This window comes from Paenibacillus sanfengchensis, assembly GCF_036864765.1.
Lineage (GTDB): Bacteria > Bacillota > Bacilli > Paenibacillales > Paenibacillaceae > Fontibacillus > Fontibacillus sanfengchensis.
The window spans coordinates 512,485-534,573 of the sequence record NZ_JBAGJC010000004.1 but is presented as its reverse complement, the minus strand read 5'-3'; the positions used below and the strand labels follow the sequence as shown (position 1 = coordinate 534,573).

Below are 22,089 nucleotides of genomic sequence, written 5' to 3'. Positions count from 1 at the left end.
CTTGGCTTCTATTTTAAAGGATTCCGCGGATTTCGTCCAAAGAGGAGATCCCTTCCTCGCCCATTAACAACTCCAAATCCTCGATCAGTTGGATACCGGCTCGCGGGTTCACGAAATTGAAGGTCCCCACCTGAACCACCTCCGCCCCGGCCATGATAAACTCCAGAATGTCTTCGGCGCTGCTGATGCCGCCCATCCCCATTACCGGAATACTCACGGCCCGGCTAACCTGATGGACCATGCGGAGTGCGATCGGCTTGATCGCCGGGCCGGACAGTCCGGCATACAAATTGTCAAAGACACTTCGGCGCTTGCGGATATCGATTTTCATCGCCGAGAACGTATTGACGAGGGAAACGCCGTCCGCCCCTTCCTTCTCGCACATTTCCGCCATCTCCACGATATTCTCGGCGTTTGGCGACAGCTTCACCACCAGCGGCAGCGAAGTGGCGGCCCTGATTTCCCTCACCACTGCTCTTGCCGTTTCCGTTTGAATTCCATAGGCCATCCCCCCGGCCTTCACATTCGGACAGGAGATGTTGAGTTCGATCATATCAAATGCCGTACGTTGCTCCTGCGCCCGCTCCCAGGCCGCTTCCTGAAGCAGTCTGGCGCCTTCCACGTAGTCCTGGATCGTGTTTCCGCCCAAATTGACGATGCGCACGAGGTCCAGCGCTTCCCAACGCGGACACTCATCCCTTAAAAAGGCGGGAATGCCCGGGTTTTCCAACCCTACGCTATTCAGCATGCCGGACGGCGTCTCATAGACCCGCAGTCCGTTGTTCCCCTGTTTGGGATGTAGTGTTAACCCTTTCCCCGAAATGCCGCCTAAACGGCTCAAATGATAGAAGGCACCGTATTCGTTGCCGAACCCGAACGTTCCCGAAGCCATGACGATCGGGTTCTTGAACGGGATGCCGGCGATTTGGCAAGTGGTATCCCTCATCCGAAGACCACCTCCTCCGCGCGAAATACAGGACCGTCCGTACACGCCTTCTTGCGTTTGTCCCGGCACTGCACACTGCAGACCAGACATGCGCCGATTCCGCAGGCCATCCGGTTCTCCAGGGAAACGTACACATCGGCTTTGGTTCCCGAAGCCAGCTGCCGCTGTTGAGCGGCTTCCAGCATTTTGTGGGGACCGCAGACGTAAATCGTGTCATAGCTGTTAAAATCAACTTGATCCAATATCAGCCCCCCGACATCCACGACCACATTTCCCGTCGTTCTCGGGCGAAACTCGTCCACAAGATACGCCTCTCTGCTAAAACCCAAATACAAATCCGCATCCGTGATCCGCTCGAGAGCGTAATAAAACGGAGCCGTGCCGATCCCTCCGCCGACCATGGCCGTCTTTCCTGCAGGGGCGGGAAACCCGTTGCCGAGCGGACCTTCGAGTTGCACCGAATCCCCTCTGCGAAGCGAGGAGAGAATCCGCGTTCCTTCTCCAACAACCAGGTATAGAAACTCTATACTGTGCTCCGTAATGTTAAAGATACTAAGTGGCCGGGGAAGCAATGGATATTGCTCCCATGCACGCAGCATGTAAAATTGCCCCATGTTTCCTTCAAACCGGCCCCCTACGGTCAATCGGTATACGCCTGCGGCAACCTGTTCGTTCGCTAAAATTTCCGGCAAGGCCCTCTCCCCTTCCGTTGCATTTATTCCATAAGCGGTATGCTTCATTTAAGATGCATTTTTTGGGGCCTCACAGTCTGTGACATTTGTCACTTTGAATAGGGGTGGGAAATTTAGGGCATACCATTACCTGACCGATGTCCTGATGAAGGAGGGCTTTTTTATGTCCAGAATAATCACACTTTCGCGGATCGCCTGTGGAATTTCGGGCCTGCTCGCCGTTTTGCTGCTGGGGTCACCTGCCGGTGCTGTCGCAGCCATGGAACCCGCCGCATGGAAAGAGACCTCCCAAACAGCAACCGGGGCCGGGGTTTTTAGGTGTGTTCCGGCGGCTCCCGAATCGATAGAAACCACCGCCAAACCGAAAAATCTGAGAGAATTGCGCCGTCAATATTCGGAGACCTTTAAATTTCGCGGGCCTGACGTCAAGAAGATAGCTTTAACTTTTGATGATGTTCCAGATCCCCGCTTTACTCCCCGGATTCTGGATATATTAAGCCAGTACCATGTGAAGTCGACCTTCTTCGCCGTAGGCCACCGGGTCAAGAAAAACCCTGATCTCGTTCGCCGAATCCACCGGGAAGGCCATATCCTCGGCAATCATTCCTTTAGTCACCCGCAGTTTAGGAACCGGTCAGTAAAACAATTCCAGCAAGAAATATTGCGTACCGAAAACATACTGAGCGGAATCATCGGCTACCGCCCCAAGTTTCTTCGTCCGCCATACGGGGAAATCAATGAAGAACAGGTGAAATGGGCCAAGAAAAACGGGTACACGATCGTAAACTGGAACGTCGATTCCTTGGATTGGAAAGGAATTGACAGTTCCAAGGTCAAATCCAATGTGTTAAACGCCGCGGGGCCCGGCTCCATCGTGCTGTTTCACGCCGGCGGGGGGAACGGCTCCGATTTGACCGGTACGATCGAAGCCCTGCCGGAAATCATTAAAACGCTAAGAGCCCGGGGGTATCAATTCGTCACCTTGCCGGAGCTGCTCAACCTGCCAAAATTTAAATGAACCTAAAAAAACAGCAGAACCATACCAGTTCTGCTGCTTCCGTGCAATTAGGCTTATTTTAAAATGTATAAAGTGACATCCTGAAATCCGAAAGTTTTGACATCATTCTGTTTACCCGGAATAAAAATATCGATTCGGCGGCCCTTGATGGCGCCGCCTTGATCCGTGGCGGTCGCGACGAAGGCTTTTTTCGGCAGATTCGCATGGCTATGGCCTGTAACCAGCACTTTGGTTCCCATCGGAATCACCTTCGGATCGACCGCAATCGTCCCGAGCTGCAGCGGGTTGCCGAAATAGTCCACGGCCCCCCATCCCCCGTTCTCCGCGGCCGAGGCGGAGTAGGCGCTCGCCTTCACGTCCACGGTCTTGGAATAATTGAAAGATTTCCCCCATGCCTCCACGACCTTGTCGTTTTCAGCGACCTTGAGCGTGGGAAGCGCTTCCTCCAAATTGCCTTTCACCGTCATGGAACCTGCGGCTTGCGGGGGATCCGTTTCCCGTCCGGGAATGACGATATCCAAACCGTCATAGATGTTCGTGGCCGAGATCGACGGATTCGCAAGCTTCAGTTGGTTCACCTCTACCCCATATTGCTCGGCAAGCAGGTAAAAGGTGTCCCCCTCCTTTGCCTTATGTATAGCGTTCGCTTCCGCAAATACCGGAGCGGCTTGCAGCGTCCCCGCGAGTCCGATCGCGATGGCGGCGGCTCCTATCATTCGCTTCCAATGTATCTTATGTCTATGATGTTGTTTCATGCTGACGTCCTCCTTGAAAATGCCTGCGGCGATAGTCTCCTGTCATACCAGGTTCTGGCCTACTCAATATATCACAATTTTGTAACCATATGACCAAGCAATTGTTTCCAAGGAGCTGAAAACCGCGCTTTAAAGCCATTTTTTTATCTTATGCCAATGACAAAAATGACAAAAAAGCAAGAAAAAGAGGCGGCCTCCCGCTTCTGCGAAAGCCCCGCCTCTTTTTAGGCTGTATAAGATTTACAACACCTTGCTTAGAAAATCCTGAGTACGCTGATGTTTCGGTGCGCCAAACACTTCCTGAGGGCTCCCCTGCTCCACGATCTGCCCCTGATCCATGAATATGATCCGGTCGCCTACCTCGCGGGCGAAGCCCATTTCGTGCGTGACTATAACCATGGTCATGCCCTTATCGGCGAGCTTCTTCATAACGTCAAGCACTTCGCCGACCATCTCCGGATCGAGCGCGGAGGTAGGCTCGTCGAACAGCATGACGTGCGGTTCCATGGCCAAGGCCCGCGCAATGGCAATGCGCTGCTTCTGTCCACCGGACAGTTGGGTAGGGTACGCATTGAGTTTGTCCTCCAGTCCGACCGTTCGCAGCAGCTCCACCGCCAGCGATACCGCGCGCGCTTTGTCCATCTTCTTCACCCGGATGGGAGCCAACGTAATATTGTCGATAACCGATTTGTGCGGGAACAAATTGAATTGTTGAAACACCATGCCCATCTTTTCCCGGGTTTGATTAATGTTATGCCCCCTGGCGGTAATGGATTTGCCTTCGAACGTAATTTCGCCTTCGGTCGGCTCTTCCAGCCGGTTCAGACAGCGAAGAAACGTACTTTTGCCCGAGCCGCTCGGTCCGATGACGACAACAACCTCACCCTTGGAAATTTCAAGATCAATGCCCTTCAAAATATGAAGCTGGCCGAACTTCTTATGCAAATTTTTAACGGTGATCACTGGCTTTCAACTTCCTTTCGAACAACCCCAGAATGCGGGAAAGTGTAAATGTCAAAATAAAGTACATCACCGCAACGATCAGATACGGCGTCATTCCGTCATAGGTAATCCCAACGACAGCTCCGGATTGGAACATAAGCTCCGTGATGCCGATAAACGAAACGATCGAAGACTCTTTGATAATGGTGACGAACTCGTTCCCGATCGCGGGAAGCACCGATTTGATTGCCTGCGGAATGATGATGAAGCGCAGCGACATCCCCCGCGTCATCCCCAAAGAACGCGCCGCTTCGCCCTGCCCCCGGTCCACTCCCTGGATCCCGGCCCGAAAAATTTCGGCCAGATAAGCGGAACTGTTGATGGAGAGCGTAATGGCTCCCGACTGGATCGGAGTGAAATTAAGATCGAACGCGTTGGCAAAACCGTAATGAATAATGAAAAGCTGGACAAGCATCGGTGTGCCCCGCAAAAATTCAACCCAGGCATGCCCGATGAACCGGAGAATCCCCCAAGGGGCCATCCGCAAGAGCGTGATAATAAGACCCAGTACAAATCCGAACAGAACGCCGAGAGCCGCCAGTTGCAAGGTATAAAGCAACCCGATTAAGAAAAAGCTGCGATACTCCCAAAACATTGTAAAAAAATCCATGTTCCCATCATTCCTCCTAGTTTACCTCAGTCCTTCACAAAAAAACAGAAAATAGCGAAAGAGATCCGCTATTTTCTGCAAACTCGATCCGCGCTTATTTCTTCTCGGCAAGCGCGCTTGCTTCCGTTACGAACTTGTCGATCGAACCGTCTTTGAGCAGTCGGTCCAGCGTCGTGTTCACCTGGTCGAGCATTTCCTTGTTGCCTTTTTTGACACCGACTACATACCCTTCATCTTCCGTTACCGGTTTGGCATCCGTAATGCTAAGGCCGTCGACGTTCTTGACAAACGATTCGGCAACCGGGCCTTCCAAAATCGCTATATCCACTCGTCCGGATTTCAACTGCATAATAATATCGGAAATTTTGGCCAGAGAAGTCAGCTTGGCGCCTTTTACCGTCTTGGCCATATCTTCCTGGATCGAACTGGTTTGCACGCCGATTTTCAAGCCTTCCAGTGATTCCATAGTAGCGTATTTATCTTTGTTTTCCGTAAGCGATACAATCGCTTGCTCCGCCTTGTAATAAATCTGGGACATATCGATCTGCTTCGCTCGTTCCGGCTTCGGGCTGAGTCCCGAAATAACGAGATCCACACGTCCGCTTTCCAGTTCGTTCAACAGCGAGTCGAATCTCATATCCTTGATTTCCAGCTCGGCCCCAACGTCCTTGGCGATCTCTTTGGCGATTTCCACGTCGAAACCGACGATTTCGTCCTCACCCTTCTCGTTCTTAAGATGGAATTCGTAAGGAGGGAAATCCGCGCTCATCCCAACGATCAGCTTTTTGGCGTTTCCGCCGCCAGCAGTTCCCTGATTGGCTTCAGCCGCGCTGCCTTGTTTCGCGGGCGCATTTCCCGCGCCGCTGTTCTTATTTTGTCCGCAAGCGGCAAGTACGCTCACCATCATAAGTGCTACAATTAAAATACCCCATTTTCTCATCTGTCTCTCTCCCGTCGGTAAAATAAATGTTTAGCGAATCGTTTTAATGGGCTAATTATAAATCAATATGCATATATATGCAAAGCTAATTTTGTCCTTTTCATGAAGGTTTCAAGAAAACCCGCATGAAATAGGTATTTTTGCTTTCAAAAATATAACGTCGGTCAATTCGACAAGCCGTCCTATAGTATCATGTCTCGCGTTCCGAAATATTATGACCGATGGCCGCTCTCATTCATACAAGGGTAAAGGTTGGGAATAATGGTTCATGTCAGGCCTCATTTGGTTATTAATTAGCGGAAAACCCGATTTGAAAATCCAAGCAATTATTAGGAGGTGGCCCTAATGCTGTTGGAGGCATTATACCATGTGCCGCGTGATAAATGGGCCTATGCCTATGATTCCGCTACGATCCATTTGCGGGTAAGAACCAAGCGCGATGATGTAGAAAATGTATATGCGATGACGGGTGACAAATATGATTGGGACGGAACCTACCTTGAAATCCCTATGGAAAAAGCCGCACACGATCATATGTTCGACTATTGGGAGGTTGCGGTCAAACCGAAATTCAAACGCTTATCCTATGCTTTCAAATTGACGGCCGGAACCGAAACGGTCTACATGATGGACACGGGGATTTCCCATGACGGACCTACCCCGCCGGGCGAATTGTATGAATTCCCGTATATTCATGACATCGATGTGTTCAAGGTTCCCGAATGGGCCAAGAAGGCCGTCTTCTATCAAATCATGCCCGAGCGGTTCGCCAACGGGGATCCGGCCAATGATCCGGAACATACGTTACCGTGGGGCGGACAGCCGACAGGGGAGAGTTTTTTTGGCGGCGATCTGAAGGGCGTTCTCGATCATCTTGACGATTTGACCGATTTGGGCATCAACGCGATTTACTTCACTCCGCTCTTCGTCTCTCCTTCCAACCACAAGTACGATACGGTGGATTACAAGCAAGTGGATCCGCATTTTGGCGATAACGAGTTATTGAAGCAAGTCGTGGAGGCCTGCCACAGCCGCGGTATCCGGGTAGTGCTTGACGCCGTGTTCAATCATTGCGGGGAACAGTTCCCGCCCTTCCAGGACGTACTGAAAAACGGCGCGAACTCCAGATATGCGGACTGGTTTCATATCAACGAGTTTCCCGTCCGGATCAAAAACGGCATCCCAACCTACGATACGTTCGGCTTCTTCGGTAACATGCCCAAATTCAATACCGCGAACCCGGAGGTCAAGGAATACTTGCTTGGCGTGGCGGAGTACTGGATCCGCGAAATCAAGCTGGACGGCTGGCGGCTCGATGTGGCCAACGAAGTCGACCATCACTTTTGGCGCGATTTCCGGCAGGTTGTGAAGAGCGCCAACCCCGAAGCCTATATCATCGGAGAGGTTTGGAGCGACTCCCTGACCTGGCTGTTAGGCGACCAATTCGATTCCGTGATGAACTATCCGTTTGCGGATAAGGTACTGGAGTTTTTTAACGGGGGGATGGACGGCTACAACTTTTCCAATGAGATGGGCGCGCTGATTATGCGCTACCCGCAGCAAACCAACGAAGTCGTGTTCAACATGTTATGCAGCCATGACACGCCGAGACTGCTGACCCGTGTCGGAGGCGATAAGCGCAAGCTGAAGCTTTGCGTCGTATTCCTGTTTACGTATATCGGGACACCTTGCATTTTTTACGGCGATGAGGTCGGAATTACGGGGGGCGGCGACCCCGATTGCCGAAAATGCATGGAGTGGGACCCCGCCAAACAGGATCGGGAGCTGTACGATTTTTATAAGATGATGATCGAGCTTCGCCGTCAGCATGACGCGCTCCGCCAGGGCCGCTTCCGCTTCCTGCAGGCGAACGTCAACGATCCGTGCATCGTTTACGAACGGATGGACGAGCATATGCATTTTACCGTCTGGATGAACAATACCGGGAAGTACCGTACGCTGTCCCACCCGATGGAGACCGACGACTGGCGCGACGCTCTGTCCCAGGAAAGAGTCAAACCGAAGGACGGCGTCATGCACATCGGCCTTGATCCTTACGGGTTTCGCATCTTGTACCGGCAGTTGAAGTAATTGCGGCGAAGCTGATCCTCTTCACTTCCGAATGAGAAAAAAGCGGTAATCAGGGAGGGCCCCCTCCCTTGACTCCCGCTTTTTTTGCATTCGGTCATATCAGCGTTCTGTCCCCGTAATCCGCCGATAGATCTCTTCATACTGGCCTGCGGACCGGCTCCAGCTGTAATCTCCGGCAAACGCGTTCGCGGCTATTTTTTTCCACTCGTCAGGCTGGTGATAAAACGACACTGCTCTGCGAATCGTATAAAGCAGATCATGCGCGTTGAAGTTCGCAAAACTGAACCCGTTCCCTTCGCCCGTAAACTCATTGTATGCCTGAACCGTGTCGTTTAGACCGCCCGTTTCCCGGACCACCGGGATACTGCCGTACCGCAGCGCCAGAAGCTGGCTGATTCCGCACGGCTCGAATCTCGAGGGCATCAGAAACAGATCGCTGCCCGCGTAAATCCGCCGGGACAATCCGTCATTGAACCGGATATTCACGGACAATTTATCCGGATGACGGTAAGCCGCTTCCTTGAACCAGTCTTCATAGGCGCGATCCCCCGTGCCGAGTACCACAAATTGCACCTCGTCAAAATGCAGCCATTCGTCCATGATCCGGGCAATTAGATCCAGACCTTTCGGCTCCACCAAACGCGTGATCATTCCGACCAGCGGTACGCCGGAAGCCACGGGAAGACCCAGCTCCTTTTGCAATGCGACTTTGTTCTCGCGTTTTTTGCTTAGACTCTTGCGGTAACGCACGGCGATTTCCGGGTCGGTCGACGGATTGTACAGCTTGACGTCAATCCCGTTGACGATCCCCGACAGGCGGTTGCCCAAGGAGCGAAGCAGGCCGTCGAGCCCATAACCGTAATGCTCGGTCCGGATTTCCGAGGCATAGGTTGGACTGACGGTTGTGACATGATCGGCAAACACCAGACCGGCTTTCATAAAACTCACATTGCCGTAGTATTCCACCCCGTCCGCCGTAAAATACGAAGAGGGCAAACCCAATAAATCACCAAGCACCTCATACGGAAATATGCCCTGGTACAACAGATTGTGAATCGTGAACACCGTCCGGATGCCTGCATAAATCGAGTTATGTCCAAAGTGTTCCTTCAGCAGCAGCGGGATCATCGCCGTGTGCCAATCATGGCAGTGCAGCACATCGGGGATGAAATCGATAACCGGCAGAATCTCGAGAACGGCCCGGTTCAAAAAGGCGAACCGTTCGCCGTCGTCCCCATACCCGTATACGCCGTCCCGCCGGAAATAGTATTCGTTGTCGATCAAATAAACCGGAATTCCATCCCAGACGAGATATTCGATCCCGCCATATTGCCGGCGCCATCCGACCGGCACCTCGGTCTCTCCCAAATGCTGCAGGGCGTCCGTATAAGCGGCGGGAATATCTTTGTACTTGGGCAGCACAATCCGCACGTCATGACCTGCCAGCTTTAGGGCTTTCGGAAGCGCGCCGATGACGTCGGCCAGGCCGCCCGTTTTGATGAAAGGCGCCGCTTCTGCGGCCGCGAACAAGATCTTCATTTTTTCTTCCTCCTTTGCGGGGCCGCTTGGATAGCGGACTTTTTCCAAATCGATAGGCTTAGCCCAGGCAGCGGTATTTCAATGCTGTCGTTCTGCTGATGCCAGGGGATTTTTTCACTTGGCACCCGTTTGGCTTTGCCGCCCGTACTGTCGATTCCGCGGTAAGCCGGATGCTCCGAGTTGAAGATTTCTTCGTAAACCCCCGCACGCGGTACACCGATGCGGTAATTCTCGCGCGCCACCGGCTGAAAATTGACGATAACCAGCAGCGTATCCTTCATTTTTTTTCCTTTGCGCAGGTAACAGATCACGCTCTGGTTGGCATCATCCGCATTGATCCACCGGTATCCGTCGTAGGTGTGGTCCAGCTCCCATAACGCCGGTTCCTCGAGGTACAGCCGGTTAAGCGCCGCCGTGTAAGCCTGGATGCCGCGATGCGAGTCATAATCCAGAAGGAACCAGTCCAGCTCCCCTTGGTCGCGCCATTCGATAAACTGCCCGAACTCGCCGCCCATGAACAGCAGCTTTTTGCCCGGCGAGGTCATCTGGTAACCCAGCAGCAGCCTTAGTCCGGCAAACTTCTCCTCATAGGTCCCCGGCATTTTATCCAGCAGCGATTTTTTGCCGTGGACCACTTCGTCATGCGACAGAGGAAGAGCAAAATTCTCCGAATAGGCATAACATATGGGGAATGTCAGGAGATGATGCCGGTTGGGCCGTTCGGCGAACGGGGTTTCCATATATTTCAGCGTATCGTTCATCCAGCCCATATTCCATTTGTAATTGAACCCCAGTCCGCCTTCATGAATCGGCGCGGTCACGAGCGGCCAGGCACTGGACTCCTCCGCCATCATCAAAGCATGCGGATAATAGTGGAATACCGTCTCATTCAACTGTCGCAGAAAAGCCACCGCTTCCAGATTCTCAATACCCCCGTGCTCATTTTGTACATATTGTCCCGAAGGCTTCTCAAAATCGAGCCGCAGCATACTCGTCACGGCATCGACCCGCAGACCGTCAAAATGATACACGTCCATCCAGTACAGGGCATTGGAGATCAAGAACGACCGGACTTCGGGCTTTCCGAAATCAAAGCTGAGCGTCCCCCATCCCGGTTTTTCCGCCTTTAACGGATCGGCATATTCAAACAAGGGCGTACCATCAAACCGGCGCAGGCCGTGGGCATCCTTTGTAAAGTGACCCGGAACCCAATCCAGAAGCACGCCGAGATCCGCCTCATGGCACCGGTCGACGAATTCCATTAAATCCTTCGGCTCCCCATAGCGACTGGTCGGAGCGTAGTATCCGGTCGCTTGATATCCCCAGGATAAATCATAAGGATGCTCGGTGAGAGGCATGATCTCAATATGGGTATATCCCATTGTTTTGACGTAAGGAATGAGCAGGTCGGCCATTTCCCGGTAAGTATAGAAGCTGCCGTCCGCCTTTTGCCTCCATGTGCCGAAATGCAGCTCATAAATGTTCAGCGCCTTGTGATACAAGGCCCGTTTCTTTCGGCGCCAAGCCCCGTCTCTCCAAGGGTAGCCGTCCAGCGATTTCACCACCGAGGCGGTCGCCGGCCGGACCTCCGCGCAGAAAGCGTAAGGATCGGCTTTCAGGAATCGGCCCCCGTCCGGTCCCGTAATGTCATATTTGTAAAAAGTTCCTTCCGCAACACCCGGGAAAAAGCGAGTCCAAATTCCTGAATCGGGTATCCTATATAACACATCATTGTCCCCGTTCCAGCCGTTCCAATCGGTGGCGAGGGAAACCCGGCGCGCGCCCGGTGCCCAAACGGTAAAACGGACTCCCCGGCGGCCGTCCTCTTCCGTGACGTGCGCGCCAAACGTACGGTAACTGCGATACAGCGTTCCTTCATGAAACAAGTAAATGTCCGTCTCGGAAATGTCCTGTGTTTTCACGGGTTCCGTCAATTGATCACCTGCTTTATGTAGAATTCCAATTAACTATTTACCCAATTCTCCTTCGAATGGAACAGAAAAAACATGCCTGAAAAAATATATGTAATATTTTCTGTTGTTTTCCATAATTCTAGTTTCAACTACATTATATCTCGTTTATGTATGTACTACACAGACGAAACCTTACGGGAGGGAAACGAAATGAAAAAGAAAGACTGTATTGCAATGCTGTTGGCCGGAGGGGAAGGCAGACGTTTGTCGCCACTTACGTCCAGGCTTGCGAAACCCGCAGTACCCTTTGGCGGACATTATCGGATCATCGATTTTCCTCTCAGCAATTGCGTAAATTCGGGAATCGACACAATCGGTGTACTTACTCAATATGAAGCAGAGTCCCTTCATGAACATATTGGAGAAGGAGAAGCCTGGAAACTGCCGCGATCGGAAAACAACGGAATTTCTTTGCTCCCCTCCTACAGTGCTGGTGTTGAGGAATACGCCGGAACTGCGGATGCCATCTTTAAAAATATCGCCTACGTGGACAGCCACGCGCCGGAAAATGTGCTGATCCTGTCCGGTGACCACATTTATCACATGGATTATCGCGAAATGCTGGAGTTTCATGCGTCATCGGACGCATGCGCCACCATTTCCGTGATGCCGGTGCCATGGGAAGAAGCCCACCGTTTTGGCGTCATGTCCACGGATGAGCAATTCCGGATTACCGAGTTTGCCGAAAAACCGCAAAATCCGCCCAGCAATTTGGCATCCATGGGGATCTACCTCTTCAAATGGGATTATCTGAAGCAACATCTTATTGAGGACGCCATAGACGAGAATTCGAGCCATGACTTCGGTAAAGATGTTATTCCGAAAATGCTGGCCGGAGATCGTCCGCTTCACGCCTACGAGTTTAAAGGCTACTGGCGGGATGTGGGGACCGTGCAAAGCTTGTGGGAAGCGCACATGGATCTGCTGGCCAAGGATTCAGACTGGCAGTTGATCAATGAAGCTTGGCCGATGTACACGCGGGAACAATGGAGATCGAAGCCCCGACCGTTTAAAAACCGCAGCATCCAGGCGAAAAGTTCACTGATCCATGATTGCTGCAGCCTGGATGGCGCATCAGAGCGTTCCGTCATTTTTGGCGGCGTGGAGATTGGCCGTTTTACAAAGATCAAGGACAGCGTCGTCATGCCGAACGCCCAAATCGGACGCAACGCGCATATCGAGCGGGCCATTATCGGTGAAGGCGCGGTGATCCACGATGGTGCCGTCATTAAAGGGACGGCCGAGGAGATTATGGTTGTGGGGCCTTATGAGACGGTGGTGGCGAAACCTGCGCTCCGTCCTCAACCTGCCCGTCTGCTCAAGGAAGTTTACGACAAAACCGCCCGGCTTCGCGCGGAAGGTTTGTCCTCTTAATCGGTTTTGCAGCGAAAAAGGCGTCCGTCAATTTTGATTGACGGGCGCCTTTTTTTGGGGTAAGTCACAAGGTTTGAAACAGTTCCCCGTTCATTTCATACAAAATATACTGTCTTCCGTTGAGGCGGCCGATCCCCTTCTCCTCCATCCCGAGCTCGCGGTAGTAAGGATTCAGTTTGCGGTTTTGGTCCCAGCAATCAAACCTTAAGCCTTTTCGCCCCGTTTCCCGGCTGTGCTTGGCCGCCCAGTAGATCATTTCCTTTCCCAAGGCCCGCCCCCGGAAATACGGACGTACCGTTAAGCGGTGAAGGTAATTGTATGCCTCGTCATTCAGCGCGCCCCAATAATCCGGGTCGCCAGCCTGCAGGGTAAACATGCCGGCCGGTCCGGTCTCGGTAAGTATCATATAAATTTCCCGACCGGCAAAATAAGAGGCGATCACTTCCTCGGTAAATTGTTCGGGCGACCATTGCCCAATCCCGTTGGCCCGCATCCACTCGGCCGCTTCCGTCAGCAGAATCCGAACCGTTTCGGCATCTGCGGGTTCGGCCAGCGCGACTTCAAAAGTGCCCGCGGACGAAGCAAGCTCACCCCGTCGTTTCGCCATTCTTCTCTCCCCCCGTTTCATCCAAGCCCGGCTCTGATGGTTCTTCATCAGCTTCCGAGGCGCCTGGCTCGGTTCCGTTCCCGTTCTCTTCCTCCGAGAGCGGCAATTTCACCGATACCGTCGTACCTACGCCCAGCTCACTATGCAGATCCATCGTTCCGTGATGCAAGTCGACCAGTTGCTGGGTAATCGCCAGGCCAAGCCCGGTCCCGCCCCCTTGATGGTTGACCTGAAAAAACCGGTCCTTTACTCTGTTCAAATGCTCTTCGCTGATGCCGATCCCGGTATCGACAACCTCCACGAGGACATACCCCGGCTCGGTCCGGCTGATGACAAGGTGAATCCAGCTGTTCTCGTCCGAGAACTTAATCGCGTTATCGACCAGATTGAGAAAAACCTGTTTCAGCCGGTTCCCGTCGCCGATGACGGTGACAGGCTGGGTCGTGCGATCCTCCAGTTTGATTTTAATTCCCTTCTGCTCGGCTTTCGCCCAAACGTTCAACATCGTCTCCTGCAGCAGTTCCTTCAAATTAACCTGTCCAACCACCAGCTTCATCTCGTTCCGCTGCAGCTTGGAAAAGTCAAGCATTTCCTCCACCAGGCCGATCAGCCGATCCGTCTCTTTGGCGATGATGCCCATACCGATCTTCGTTTCCTCAGGATCGAAACCGCCGAGCGTCAAGGTCTCACTCCAGCCCTTGATCCCCGTCAGCGGCGTGCGGAGCTCATGGGAGATCGAAGAAATGAAATCGTCCTTGACCTCGTTGCTGCGGACGATTTCCTGCGCCATGTAGTTTAGCGTCGCCGCCAGTTCCCCCAGCTCGTACCTGTAATCCCCTTTGATCCGCGCATCGAATTTGCCCTTGGCCATCTGCGCCGAAACGGCGCGAATGTTGTTAATCGGCCTCACGATCGAGTTGGCCAGACCGATGCTGAACAGGGTGACGAGAGCCAGGACGGCCAGACATACGGCGGCGGAAAACAACGTCAGCTTCATCAGGTTGGCGTTCACGGCTTCCAGGGAGGTAACGAAACGGACGATGTACCGATTCTCGCCCCGCTCCAGCAGCGGGGTCGAGACGGCCATGACCATCTCGCCGGTCGACGTTTGCCGCCCCACCCATTTGCCTACGTTTCCGGCCGCCGCCTGCATCACATCACTCGTCTGGATCGCCTTGTCCGCCTGAAACATATTGCTGCTGGCCTGGACCTCGCCTTTGCGGTTCAGGATCATCAATTCCGTGTTGTCCAGTTCAAACGTGCGCAGCATTTCGGTGAAATAAGCGGGATCCCGTTCCGAGCTGAGCCGGACGAACTTTTGAAAAAAGTCGGAAGCCCACGTGGAATGCGTGGACATATGGTTATAAATCGTGTCGTAATAATAAACCCGAATGGCCAGGGAAAAAATAACCTCCACCATAAACAGGGTCACGAATACGACGATAAAATACTGCATTACAATTTGCCGGCCGATGCCTTTCTTGATCATTGTCCCTCGCCTTTCCACTTATAGCCGTGTCCCCACACGGTCTGCAGGAACGCCGGCTCGGAAGGATTGCTCTCAATTTTTTGCCGGAGTCTGCGGATATTCACGTCCACAATCTTCGGGTCTCCCATATATTCCTTGCCCCAAACATGGTCAAGCAGCAAGTCGCGGCTAAGCGGCGTATTCTCCTGCTCCAGGAAATACTGGATCAGCGAGAATTCCGTAGGCGTAAGCTCGATCAACTGGCCGTTCTTTTTGAACTGCTTGGAGATGAGGTCCAGGGTGAATGGACCCGAGGTGAAAGAAACTTTGGCGCTGCTTTCCCGGTATACGTTGACTCTTCGCAGCAGCGATTGAATCCGGGCGATCAACTCGGTGGGACTAAAAGGCTTGCTCACATGATCGTCCGCTCCGACCGACAGGGCGTATACCTTATCCTGTTCCTGCACCTTGGCAGTTAAAAAGATAATGCCGATCCGCTCGTTCGTTTCACGGACTCTCCGACATACCTCGAACCCGTCGATTCCCGGAACCATGACATCGAGCAGGGCGATGTCGATATCCGGCACGCTTTGCAGTTTGCCCAGCGCCTCGTTGCCGTCGGCCGCCTCCAATACCTCGAAGCCGTTGCGCTTCAAATTAATGACGATAAAACTGCGGATTGACTCCTCATCTTCCAATATCAAAACTTTGCTCAACTTGGTCTCCTCCCTCAACTTCGCAAAACATTAGCGCTTGATTTCTTTCTCGCCTTTATTGAGTTTCACATCGGTGTGGCTCAAAAAGCCGATCACCTTATCATTATCCCTGGCCAGCAGCTCCCAGTCCTCTTTGTGGTTCTCCCATTCGGACAGCGTGAAGAAGGAAATTTCCGCGACGACTTCGCCGGTATCGATCCGGGTGAACCACAGGTGCTCATTCTGGTTCGATTTCGGATCGATCGTCACATTCCCCCACCAGTCCTTCGGAAAATTAAAGTAGAAGCGGCCCGCTAAATCCATATATTGCTGGAGCACAAATTTCAGACCCTTCTCTTCCTCCCATTGATAAAAAGAAAACAAGGGGATATCGTCATAAGGGCGATTCTCCCAGCCCTTCGGCTTTTCGGAGCGGCCGACCTCCAGAATTCCATCCCCGTCCACGTCCCCGCTGAGGACGGGATAATTCTTAAAGGTGGCGTCCTGGGACGGCAGCAAATCGACCAAATTTCCGTCCTTCATGGCGATCATGTGGGAATACGCATAGTGCGTGCCGAAGGCGGCGTCCAGCACGATCCCCTTCAGCTTGGGCGTGATGTTGCCGCTGACCGTGTTGTAATACTCCCGGATCGGATCGTCCAACTGGATATGGCTAAGCTCATTGAAAGAACCGTCGTATTGGTACACGGTGACCATGGCGTTCTGGTCCCGCTTCAAGGTAACGACCGTCAAATCCAGTTGACCGTCCTGATTCAAATCGTCGATGAGAAAATCATTGTAGGGCAGCGTAAGGATGTTCTCCACATCGCTCCCGTTATACGTATATACCGTCAATCCCCGCTGCGGATCCTCTTCCCCGCTGGAAAATCCGGCGATAATCTCCAAATGGCCGTCGCCGGTAATATCCCGCAGTTGAAACGTTTCCAGCACCTGGCCCTCGCCGTCAAATTTGACTCTCGGCTCCCACGTGTCCCCTTGCTGCTCCAGGATCAACCCGTGAATCCGCACCGCTTCGTCCGGCGTTTCATAGAAGACGATCGCTTCCTTCACCCCGTCGTTATCCAAATCGGGCGTACGGACCGAGCTGATGTCGCTGACATCGCGGGGGCGGATTGGCTGGGCGCCTTTGATTTCCTTGTTGATCACGCTCATCAGCGATTCCCGGTCCGAGGTCAACTGCGGCGTCTCCATCAGCGACTTCGGATCTTTAATTATGGTGCAGCCGCTAAGGGCCATCATGATCATACCCCCGGCCAACATCGCAAGCCACCGATTCAAAAGCAAAATCATCACTCTCTTCATACTAGGTCGATGGACCGTTTCTCTTCTCCGGTCAGTCGTCTACCCGAGATATCGAGCTTAAGCTCTCCTTCATAGAGTCCCCAAATTCTCGAACAATAACGTTCCGCGAGCTCCATCGGCAGAGCGGCGACGACGATTTTCCCTTGTTCGGCGCAAAGCGTGCGCAGCGTCGTCAGGACGCGCTCCGCCGATTGCGGGTCCAGGCCGACGACCGGCTCGTCCGCCGCGATAAATCCGGCCCCATGCACCAGCGCGCGGCAGATGGCGACCCGCTGGCGTTCGCCGCCGCTCAATTTGCCGGCCTTCACATGGGCCTTATCCAGCAGGCCGAACTTCTCCAGTTCGTCCATAGCGCCCATGTAATCGTCCGAGCGGACCATGCCCGTAAGCCGTCTGACCAGCGGAGTCTGTCCGGCTTGTCCGATCAGCACGTTTTTGAGCGCCGTCTTCTCGGGGTAGAGCGACGGATTTTGTTCCAGATACGCGCAGCGTGAGCGGTATTTCTGCGAGCCGCTTCCGCCTCCGCGGATCACGGTTTCTCCATCCCAGGTGTATTCGCCGCCGTCCCATTTCTCGCGCAGGGCAAGGCAGCGCAGCAAAGTGCTCTTCCCGCTTCCGCTCGGTCCCACCACGCCGATCATCTCCCCTTGCTCAAACCGGGCGTTTACCTCGCGAAGTACTTGCTTCTTACGGCCATCCACCGATTTATTCAAACGGTTTACATTGATCATAAGTCCGATTCTCCTTTGGATATTCCTGCTTCTATTCTTTAGTGTATTGGAATTGTTCATGAAAATCCATTACAGCCTGTTCATATTTGCCGACAAAAAAGAAGAAAATCGCTGGTATCCCGGCGACCTTCCGCATAATGGCAAGTTTGCTAGTTAATTGAAAGCGATGGACCGCTTTCAATAAATCGTCCATAAACATTATAGTAGACAAGCCCTGCTACAACAAGCCATAATGAAATTGTGTGCATTGATATAGAGGAGGGCTTGTCATGTTTTATGACGTGAAAATCGACGTATCTCCCGTGTACGAGCTTCTGAGCGGCTTTATGATATATACGACGCAAAAATGGGTAAACAATCTCGATATCGGGCCCGAGTGGATTGCCGACATCGAATCCCGGTTGGACGAGACGCAGCGTTCAGCGTTTGAGGCGGCGGCCCGGCGGCCGTTTTCCGATTATGATCTGCTGTATGCCCTGGCTATCGAACATCATCCCGATCAAGGGATCGAGCGTTATCTCGAAACGCTTGCCTCCGCCGATGAAGAGCTTCTGCTGCACAAGCTCAGCGTCTATGTCCCCGCCGTAACCGGCCGGGATATTGCGCGGCTGCGCCAATATGCCGCTCCGATACGGATTTGGCACGAGGTGTATTTTCAGCCGATCGAAGCGCAGTATGTAGACTTGCTGGAGGAAGACGCCGCCGAGAAGCGCGCCCTGGTCCGAAAAATGGATCCCGACGCCTTGGTGGAATACGCTTCCGGCGGTTTGGTTCTCGAACCGGAGCTGCCGATCGACCATGTCGTTTTAATTCCCTCGATTCATTTTCGGCCGATTAATACATACTGTTTCTATGAACGCAGGCTGCTGATTCAATATCCGCTCGATTTGCCCGAGCTTGACGAGGACGAGCCGCCGATCAGCTTACTGCGCTTTACCCGAGCCCTGGCCAAACCGGAGCGCCTCCGTCTTCTTCGATACGTGGCGAACCGGCCGAAATCGCTGCCCGAGATGATGGAGGAATTGCAGGAAACCGAAGAGCACTTGATGCATCATTTGATGAAGCTCCGCGTTGCCGGATTGCTACGGGTGCATCTCGTTGACCGGGACACCGAGAAATTCAGCATTCGCCCGGACGGAACCTCCGAACTCAATATGTTTCTTGAATCTTATATCCGGCTTTAATTGTTTAACTCTTGCCGTTTAGCAAAAGGAGTGACCCGTGATGAAATTGCCGCTGCGGCAGCAACTTATTTTTGACCTGGATGATACACTGGTGCATTGCAACATTTACTTTGAACGCATTCTCGATGAATTTGCCGGGCTGATCGTCTCTTGGTTAAGCGATTCGCGGATTTCGGCCGACGAAGTCCGCGGCAAGCAAATCGAAATCGACGTCGCCGGCGTCCAGAAAATCGGATTCGTCAGCACCCATTTCCCGCAATCCTTGATTGATACGTACCGGTATTTCTGCCGGCTGCTTGGCCGGGAGATTCGGCTGGCCGAAGAAGACAAGCTTCTCAAGCTCGGGATGAGCGTCTATGACCAGGAGGTCGAACCTTATCCCGGGATGGAGCTGACGCTGGAATTACTTGAGCGCCAAGGGCATGAACTTTATCTTTATACGGGCGGCGAAACGGTCATCCAACAACGCAAGATCGAACAGATGAAGCTGGCCAATTACTTTCAGGACCGGATTTACATCCGTCGGCATAAAAATATCGATGCCCTGGAAGAGATTTTGTCGTCCCGGACTTTTGACCGTAAAAACACCTGGATGATCGGCAACAGTTTACGTACTGATATCGCTCCGGCCCTCTCCGCGGGAATTAATTCGATATACATTAAACACCCCACCGAGTGGTCCTACAATTTGATCGATTTGAAAAAGACGACGGACACGCAGATGTACACCATCTCCTCCCTGACGGAAGTGCCGTCGATTATCGCCGAAAGCGTCGCGGTTCGCCAGCGGAAAGTTAACATCGCCTCTTCGAAGAAATAGAAAAGCAGCAACCCGGAATCGTTAAACAATAGTCCCGGGTTGCTGCTTTTGTTATGCGGTTGGCGATGCGGCGCGCTCCACTTCCAGCTTCCCGGTCGAACGATCCGCAAGCCGGATCCGCGCCTTAACCTCCCCGTCCGGTTGCTTGAAGGTCAGCAGTTGGGTCTGGCCCTTTTCCAGCAGAGCGTTTAGCATCGGGAGGGAAATTTGCTTGCCGGCGAATTCCTTCCAGATGACGAAGCCGCAGCCCTGCTTGAAATGCGTACAGCCGTATCCTTTGCGGCCTTCGATCAACTGGCCGTCGCAGCCTTCGCGCGGACAAGGCGCCAGCGGCTGCAGCGCGCCGGAACCCGAAGGCGCCGAACGGCGGGCTGCAGCCGCCGGCTTATCGCCGGTGTCTTTCGCGGCGGTCTTCCTCCCGCCGGCAGCGCGCCCGCGCTTGCCCTTCTCCGCTTCGCCCGGCTCGAACAACGAGGCGTCCGCCTTCGGCTGGGTGCGGACCTTCTCGATGATCGAACTGGTGAATCGCTTCACGTTCTCCATAAAAGCCTCCCGGGCGGCCTCCCCCTTCGAGATCTGATGCAGACGGCGCTCCCAATGCCCGGTCATCTCCGGTGAGGTCAGCAGCTCGACGCCGGCATGGCGGATCAGTTCGATCGCCGTCCGGCCCTTTTGTGTGACCGTGATCCGTTTGCCCTGCATTGTAATGTAGCCGACCTTCTTCAGCCGCTCGATTGTAGCTGCCCGCGTCGCGGGCGTTCCAAGCCCCGCTTCCTTCATCGCTTCGCGAAGCTCCTCATTTTCGAGCTGCTTCCCCGCGCTCTCCATCGCTTTCAGCAGCGTCCCTTCGGTGTAAGCCTTCGGCGGCTGGGTCGCTTTCTCCTTGGCTTCGGCCTCGGCGCACCGGACCGGCGCGTTCCGATCGATCGCAAACGGTTCGCTGACCAGCTCTTCCGCCTCTTCGTCCTCTTCCTGCTTCTTGCCGCGTCCGGTGGATTTCCCGGCATTGTCCTCCCCCGGGAGACAGACTTTCCATCCCAGCGAGCGGAGTTCCTTGACATTCGTTTTGAACGTTTCTCCTTCAACTTCCGTCAAGACCGTATGCTGTTTGTATTCCGCCGGGGGATAGAAATGGGACAGAAAGCGGCGGACTACGAGATCGTAAATGTTCTGCTCCTCTTTCCCCAGCGCCCCCGGACGGCGCAGCGTAGGCAGGATGGCATGGTGATCCTCAACCCGGGACGGATTGCAAACCGCCTTGTTGTTGACGTTCACGATCCCCGGGTTGCCGCCCTCCGCCAGCTCTTTGTAAGGCGTTGATTTCAGCATGTGCAGCGCTTTGTGCATGCCGTCGATATTTTGCTCCGTGACATAGTTGGAGCTCGTCCGGGGATAAGTGATCACCTTATGTTTCTCATAAAGCGCCTGCGCCAAATCGAGCGTTTTTTTGGCCGAATAGCCGTATTTGGCGTTGGCCTCCCGCTGCAGCAGCGTCAAATCGTAAAGCCTGTAAGGATATTCCCGCGTATCCTTCACTTCGTATTCCGCGATCCTGCCTTGCTTTCCGCGAACCTTATCGGCGATGGAGGCGGCGCGATCCTTATCTGTCAGCCGGTCCCCCTGCCAAGTCCCGGTGTACCTGCGATCGCCCTGCTCGAATTTGGCTTTGATTTCGTAGTAAGTCAGCGAATCAAAGTTTTCGATTTCCCTCTGGCGGTCGTAAATCAGCGCCAATACAGGCGTTTGTACGCGTCCGACCGACAGCAGGGTCCGGTGCTTCGTCGTAAACGCCCGCGAGGCGTTCATGCCGACGAGCCAGTCCGCTTCGCTGCGGGCCCGGGCCGCCAGCGTCAGATTCTCGAACTCGGCGCCGTCGCGGAGCTTCTCAAACCCTTGGGCGATGCTCTCCGCCGTCAAATCGGAGATCCAAAGCCGTTGAACCGGCTGCGTCAGCTTCAACTGTTGCTGGATCAAGGCGAAGATATACTGCCCCTCCCGCCCCGCATCGCACGCGTTGACGATTTTGTCGCAGCGTTTGGCCAGCTCGCCGATCGTTTTAAGCTGGTCCTTGGTCCGCGGGTTGGGGACGATCTTAAATTGTTCCGGCAGGATCGGCAAATCGCCGAAATTCCACCGCTTATATTTGTCGTCGTAGGCGTCAGGCTCGGCCAGACCAAGCAAATGACCGATCGCCCAGGTAATGATGCAGCGTTCCCCCTCCAAATAAGTCCGGTTGTTCTTCGCCCGCGGCTCGATGACCGCGGCGATCGTCCGCCCCATGTCCGGTTTTTCGGCGATAACGAGCGTTTTCATTGGTACGG

At 53.6% G+C, this 22,089-nt stretch carries 19 protein-coding genes; 5 read left to right on the top strand and 14 right to left on the bottom strand.

All coding sequences use genetic code 11. The features are described from left to right. Positions 1-13 precede the first annotated feature (13 nt). Positions 14-946 carry a dihydroorotate dehydrogenase gene (locus V4U84_RS11690; protein ID WP_334077231.1) on the bottom strand — a complete coding sequence of 311 codons (933 nt, stop codon included), beginning with the start codon at positions 944-946 and terminating at the stop codon, positions 14-16. Continuing rightward, positions 943-1,638 (bottom strand): dihydroorotate dehydrogenase electron transfer subunit, encoded by a 696-nt coding sequence (locus tag V4U84_RS11685; RefSeq protein ID WP_334077230.1) that lies wholly within the window; start codon positions 1,636-1,638, stop codon positions 943-945. Before V4U84_RS11685 ends, V4U84_RS11690 begins: the two co-directional genes overlap by 4 nt. Positions 1,639-1,801: 163 nt before the next feature. Here V4U84_RS11685 and V4U84_RS11680 point away from each other — a divergent pair, with 163 nt between their 5' ends. Then, positions 1,802-2,656, top strand: coding sequence for a polysaccharide deacetylase family protein (locus V4U84_RS11680; protein ID WP_334071205.1), 855 nt, complete (start codon positions 1,802-1,804; stop codon positions 2,654-2,656). 53 nt (positions 2,657-2,709) lie between these two features. Here the strand turns inward: V4U84_RS11680 and V4U84_RS11675 are convergent, their stop codons facing one another. The 4 genes from V4U84_RS11675 to V4U84_RS11660 all read right to left on the bottom strand — a co-directional run bounded on the left by V4U84_RS11675 (position 2,710) and on the right by V4U84_RS11660 (position 5,963). Then, a complete protein-coding gene (locus V4U84_RS11675; RefSeq protein WP_334071206.1) occupies positions 2,710-3,411 on the bottom strand; it encodes a 3D domain-containing protein in 702 nt (233 codons plus the stop codon). Positions 3,412-3,651: 240 nt separating this feature from the next. Beyond that, a complete protein-coding gene (locus V4U84_RS11670; RefSeq protein ID WP_334071207.1) occupies positions 3,652-4,374 on the bottom strand; it encodes an amino acid ABC transporter ATP-binding protein in 723 nt (240 codons plus the stop codon). Next, a complete protein-coding gene (locus V4U84_RS11665) occupies positions 4,361-5,023 on the bottom strand; it encodes an amino acid ABC transporter permease (RefSeq protein WP_334071208.1) in 663 nt (220 codons plus the stop codon). Before V4U84_RS11665 ends, V4U84_RS11670 begins: the two co-directional genes overlap by 14 nt. Positions 5,024-5,117: 94 nt before the next feature. Continuing rightward, entirely contained in the window at positions 5,118-5,963 is an 846-nt protein-coding gene (locus V4U84_RS11660) for a transporter substrate-binding domain-containing protein (RefSeq protein WP_334071209.1), read from the bottom strand. Positions 5,964-6,308: 345 nt separating this feature from the next. Between V4U84_RS11660 and V4U84_RS11655 the strand changes: the two genes are divergently transcribed. Then, entirely contained in the window at positions 6,309-8,054 is a 1,746-nt protein-coding gene (locus tag V4U84_RS11655; RefSeq protein ID WP_334071210.1) for an alpha-glycosidase, read from the top strand. A 99-nt stretch (positions 8,055-8,153) separates the two neighbouring features. Here the strand turns inward: V4U84_RS11655 and glgA are convergent, their stop codons facing one another. Together glgA and glgB are read right to left on the bottom strand one after the other, a co-directional pair. Next, on the bottom strand, positions 8,154-9,593 hold the full coding sequence (gene glgA, locus V4U84_RS11650) for a glycogen synthase GlgA (protein ID WP_334071211.1): 1,440 nt from the start codon (positions 9,591-9,593) through the stop codon (positions 8,154-8,156). Continuing rightward, positions 9,590-11,527 (bottom strand): 1,4-alpha-glucan branching protein GlgB, encoded by a 1,938-nt coding sequence (glgB, locus tag V4U84_RS11645; protein WP_334077229.1) that lies wholly within the window; start codon positions 11,525-11,527, stop codon positions 9,590-9,592. The genes glgA and glgB overlap by 4 nt, the downstream gene beginning before the upstream one ends. Positions 11,528-11,716: 189 nt before the next feature. Between glgB and V4U84_RS11640 the strand changes: the two genes are divergently transcribed. After that, positions 11,717-12,940 carry a glucose-1-phosphate adenylyltransferase gene (locus V4U84_RS11640; protein WP_334071213.1) on the top strand — a complete coding sequence of 408 codons (1,224 nt, stop codon included), beginning with the start codon at positions 11,717-11,719 and terminating at the stop codon, positions 12,938-12,940. 64 nt (positions 12,941-13,004) lie between these two features. Here the strand turns inward: V4U84_RS11640 and V4U84_RS11635 are convergent, their stop codons facing one another. The 5 genes from V4U84_RS11635 to V4U84_RS11615 are packed head-to-tail and all read right to left on the bottom strand — an operon-like array spanning position 13,005 to position 17,764. Beyond that, positions 13,005-13,547, bottom strand: coding sequence for a GNAT family N-acetyltransferase (locus V4U84_RS11635; RefSeq protein WP_334071214.1), 543 nt, complete (start codon positions 13,545-13,547; stop codon positions 13,005-13,007). Further along, the gene (locus tag V4U84_RS11630; RefSeq protein ID WP_334071215.1) at positions 13,528-15,036 is read right to left on the bottom strand and encodes a sensor histidine kinase; all 1,509 of its coding nucleotides are present in this window, start codon (positions 15,034-15,036) and stop codon (positions 13,528-13,530) included. Before V4U84_RS11630 ends, V4U84_RS11635 begins: the two co-directional genes overlap by 20 nt. Next, positions 15,033-15,731: a response regulator transcription factor gene (locus V4U84_RS11625; RefSeq protein ID WP_334071216.1), complete on the bottom strand. Its 699-nt coding sequence runs from the start codon at positions 15,729-15,731 to the stop codon at positions 15,033-15,035. Before V4U84_RS11625 ends, V4U84_RS11630 begins: the two co-directional genes overlap by 4 nt. Positions 15,732-15,761: 30 nt before the next feature. Further along, positions 15,762-17,021, bottom strand: a complete 1,260-nt coding sequence (locus V4U84_RS11620; protein ID WP_334077228.1) for a hypothetical protein — start codon at positions 17,019-17,021, stop codon at positions 15,762-15,764. Positions 17,022-17,029: 8 nt separating this feature from the next. After that, positions 17,030-17,764: a phosphonate ABC transporter ATP-binding protein gene (locus tag V4U84_RS11615; protein ID WP_334077227.1), complete on the bottom strand. Its 735-nt coding sequence runs from the start codon at positions 17,762-17,764 to the stop codon at positions 17,030-17,032. A gap of 269 nt (positions 17,765-18,033) precedes the next feature. Between V4U84_RS11615 and V4U84_RS11610 the strand changes: the two genes are divergently transcribed. Further along, entirely contained in the window at positions 18,034-18,948 is a 915-nt protein-coding gene (locus V4U84_RS11610) for a helix-turn-helix domain-containing protein (protein ID WP_334077226.1), read from the top strand. A gap of 40 nt (positions 18,949-18,988) precedes the next feature. Next, complete coding sequence (locus tag V4U84_RS11605; RefSeq protein ID WP_334077225.1) at positions 18,989-19,768, top strand: HAD family hydrolase; 780 nt, start codon at positions 18,989-18,991, stop codon at positions 19,766-19,768. Positions 19,769-19,819: 51 nt separating this feature from the next. Here V4U84_RS11605 and V4U84_RS11600 read toward each other — a convergent pair whose 3' ends face one another. Then, a complete protein-coding gene (locus tag V4U84_RS11600) occupies positions 19,820-22,081 on the bottom strand; it encodes a type IA DNA topoisomerase (RefSeq protein WP_334077224.1) in 2,262 nt (753 codons plus the stop codon). Positions 22,082-22,089 lie beyond the last annotated feature (8 nt).

Excerpts from the sequence above, each read along its gene's own strand:
- V4U84_RS11660 (WP_334071209.1), bottom strand. The coding sequence starts at position 5,963 with ATGAGAAAATGGGGTATTTTAATTGTAGCACTTATGATGGTGAGCGTA.
- V4U84_RS11620 (WP_334077228.1), bottom strand. The coding sequence starts at position 17,021 with ATGATTTTGCTTTTGAATCGGTGGCTTGCGATGTTGGCCGGGGGTATG.
- V4U84_RS11635 (WP_334071214.1), bottom strand. The coding sequence starts at position 13,547 with ATGGCGAAACGACGGGGTGAGCTTGCTTCGTCCGCGGGCACTTTTGAA.
- V4U84_RS11605 (WP_334077225.1), top strand. The coding sequence starts at position 18,989 with ATGAAATTGCCGCTGCGGCAGCAACTTATTTTTGACCTGGATGATACA.
- V4U84_RS11640 (WP_334071213.1), top strand. The coding sequence starts at position 11,717 with ATGAAAAAGAAAGACTGTATTGCAATGCTGTTGGCCGGAGGGGAAGGC.
- V4U84_RS11675 (WP_334071206.1), bottom strand. The coding sequence starts at position 3,411 with ATGAAACAACATCATAGACATAAGATACATTGGAAGCGAATGATAGGA.
- V4U84_RS11610 (WP_334077226.1), top strand. The coding sequence starts at position 18,034 with ATGTTTTATGACGTGAAAATCGACGTATCTCCCGTGTACGAGCTTCTG.
- glgA (WP_334071211.1), bottom strand. The coding sequence starts at position 9,593 with ATGAAGATCTTGTTCGCGGCCGCAGAAGCGGCGCCTTTCATCAAAACG.
- V4U84_RS11665 (WP_334071208.1), bottom strand. The coding sequence starts at position 5,023 with ATGGATTTTTTTACAATGTTTTGGGAGTATCGCAGCTTTTTCTTAATC.
- V4U84_RS11680 (WP_334071205.1), top strand. The coding sequence starts at position 1,802 with ATGTCCAGAATAATCACACTTTCGCGGATCGCCTGTGGAATTTCGGGC.
- V4U84_RS11615 (WP_334077227.1), bottom strand. The coding sequence starts at position 17,764 with ATGATCAATGTAAACCGTTTGAATAAATCGGTGGATGGCCGTAAGAAG.
- V4U84_RS11655 (WP_334071210.1), top strand. The coding sequence starts at position 6,309 with ATGCTGTTGGAGGCATTATACCATGTGCCGCGTGATAAATGGGCCTAT.
- V4U84_RS11630 (WP_334071215.1), bottom strand. The coding sequence starts at position 15,036 with ATGATCAAGAAAGGCATCGGCCGGCAAATTGTAATGCAGTATTTTATC.
- V4U84_RS11690 (WP_334077231.1), bottom strand. The coding sequence starts at position 946 with ATGAGGGATACCACTTGCCAAATCGCCGGCATCCCGTTCAAGAACCCG.
- V4U84_RS11600 (WP_334077224.1), bottom strand. The coding sequence starts at position 22,081 with ATGAAAACGCTCGTTATCGCCGAAAAACCGGACATGGGGCGGACGATC.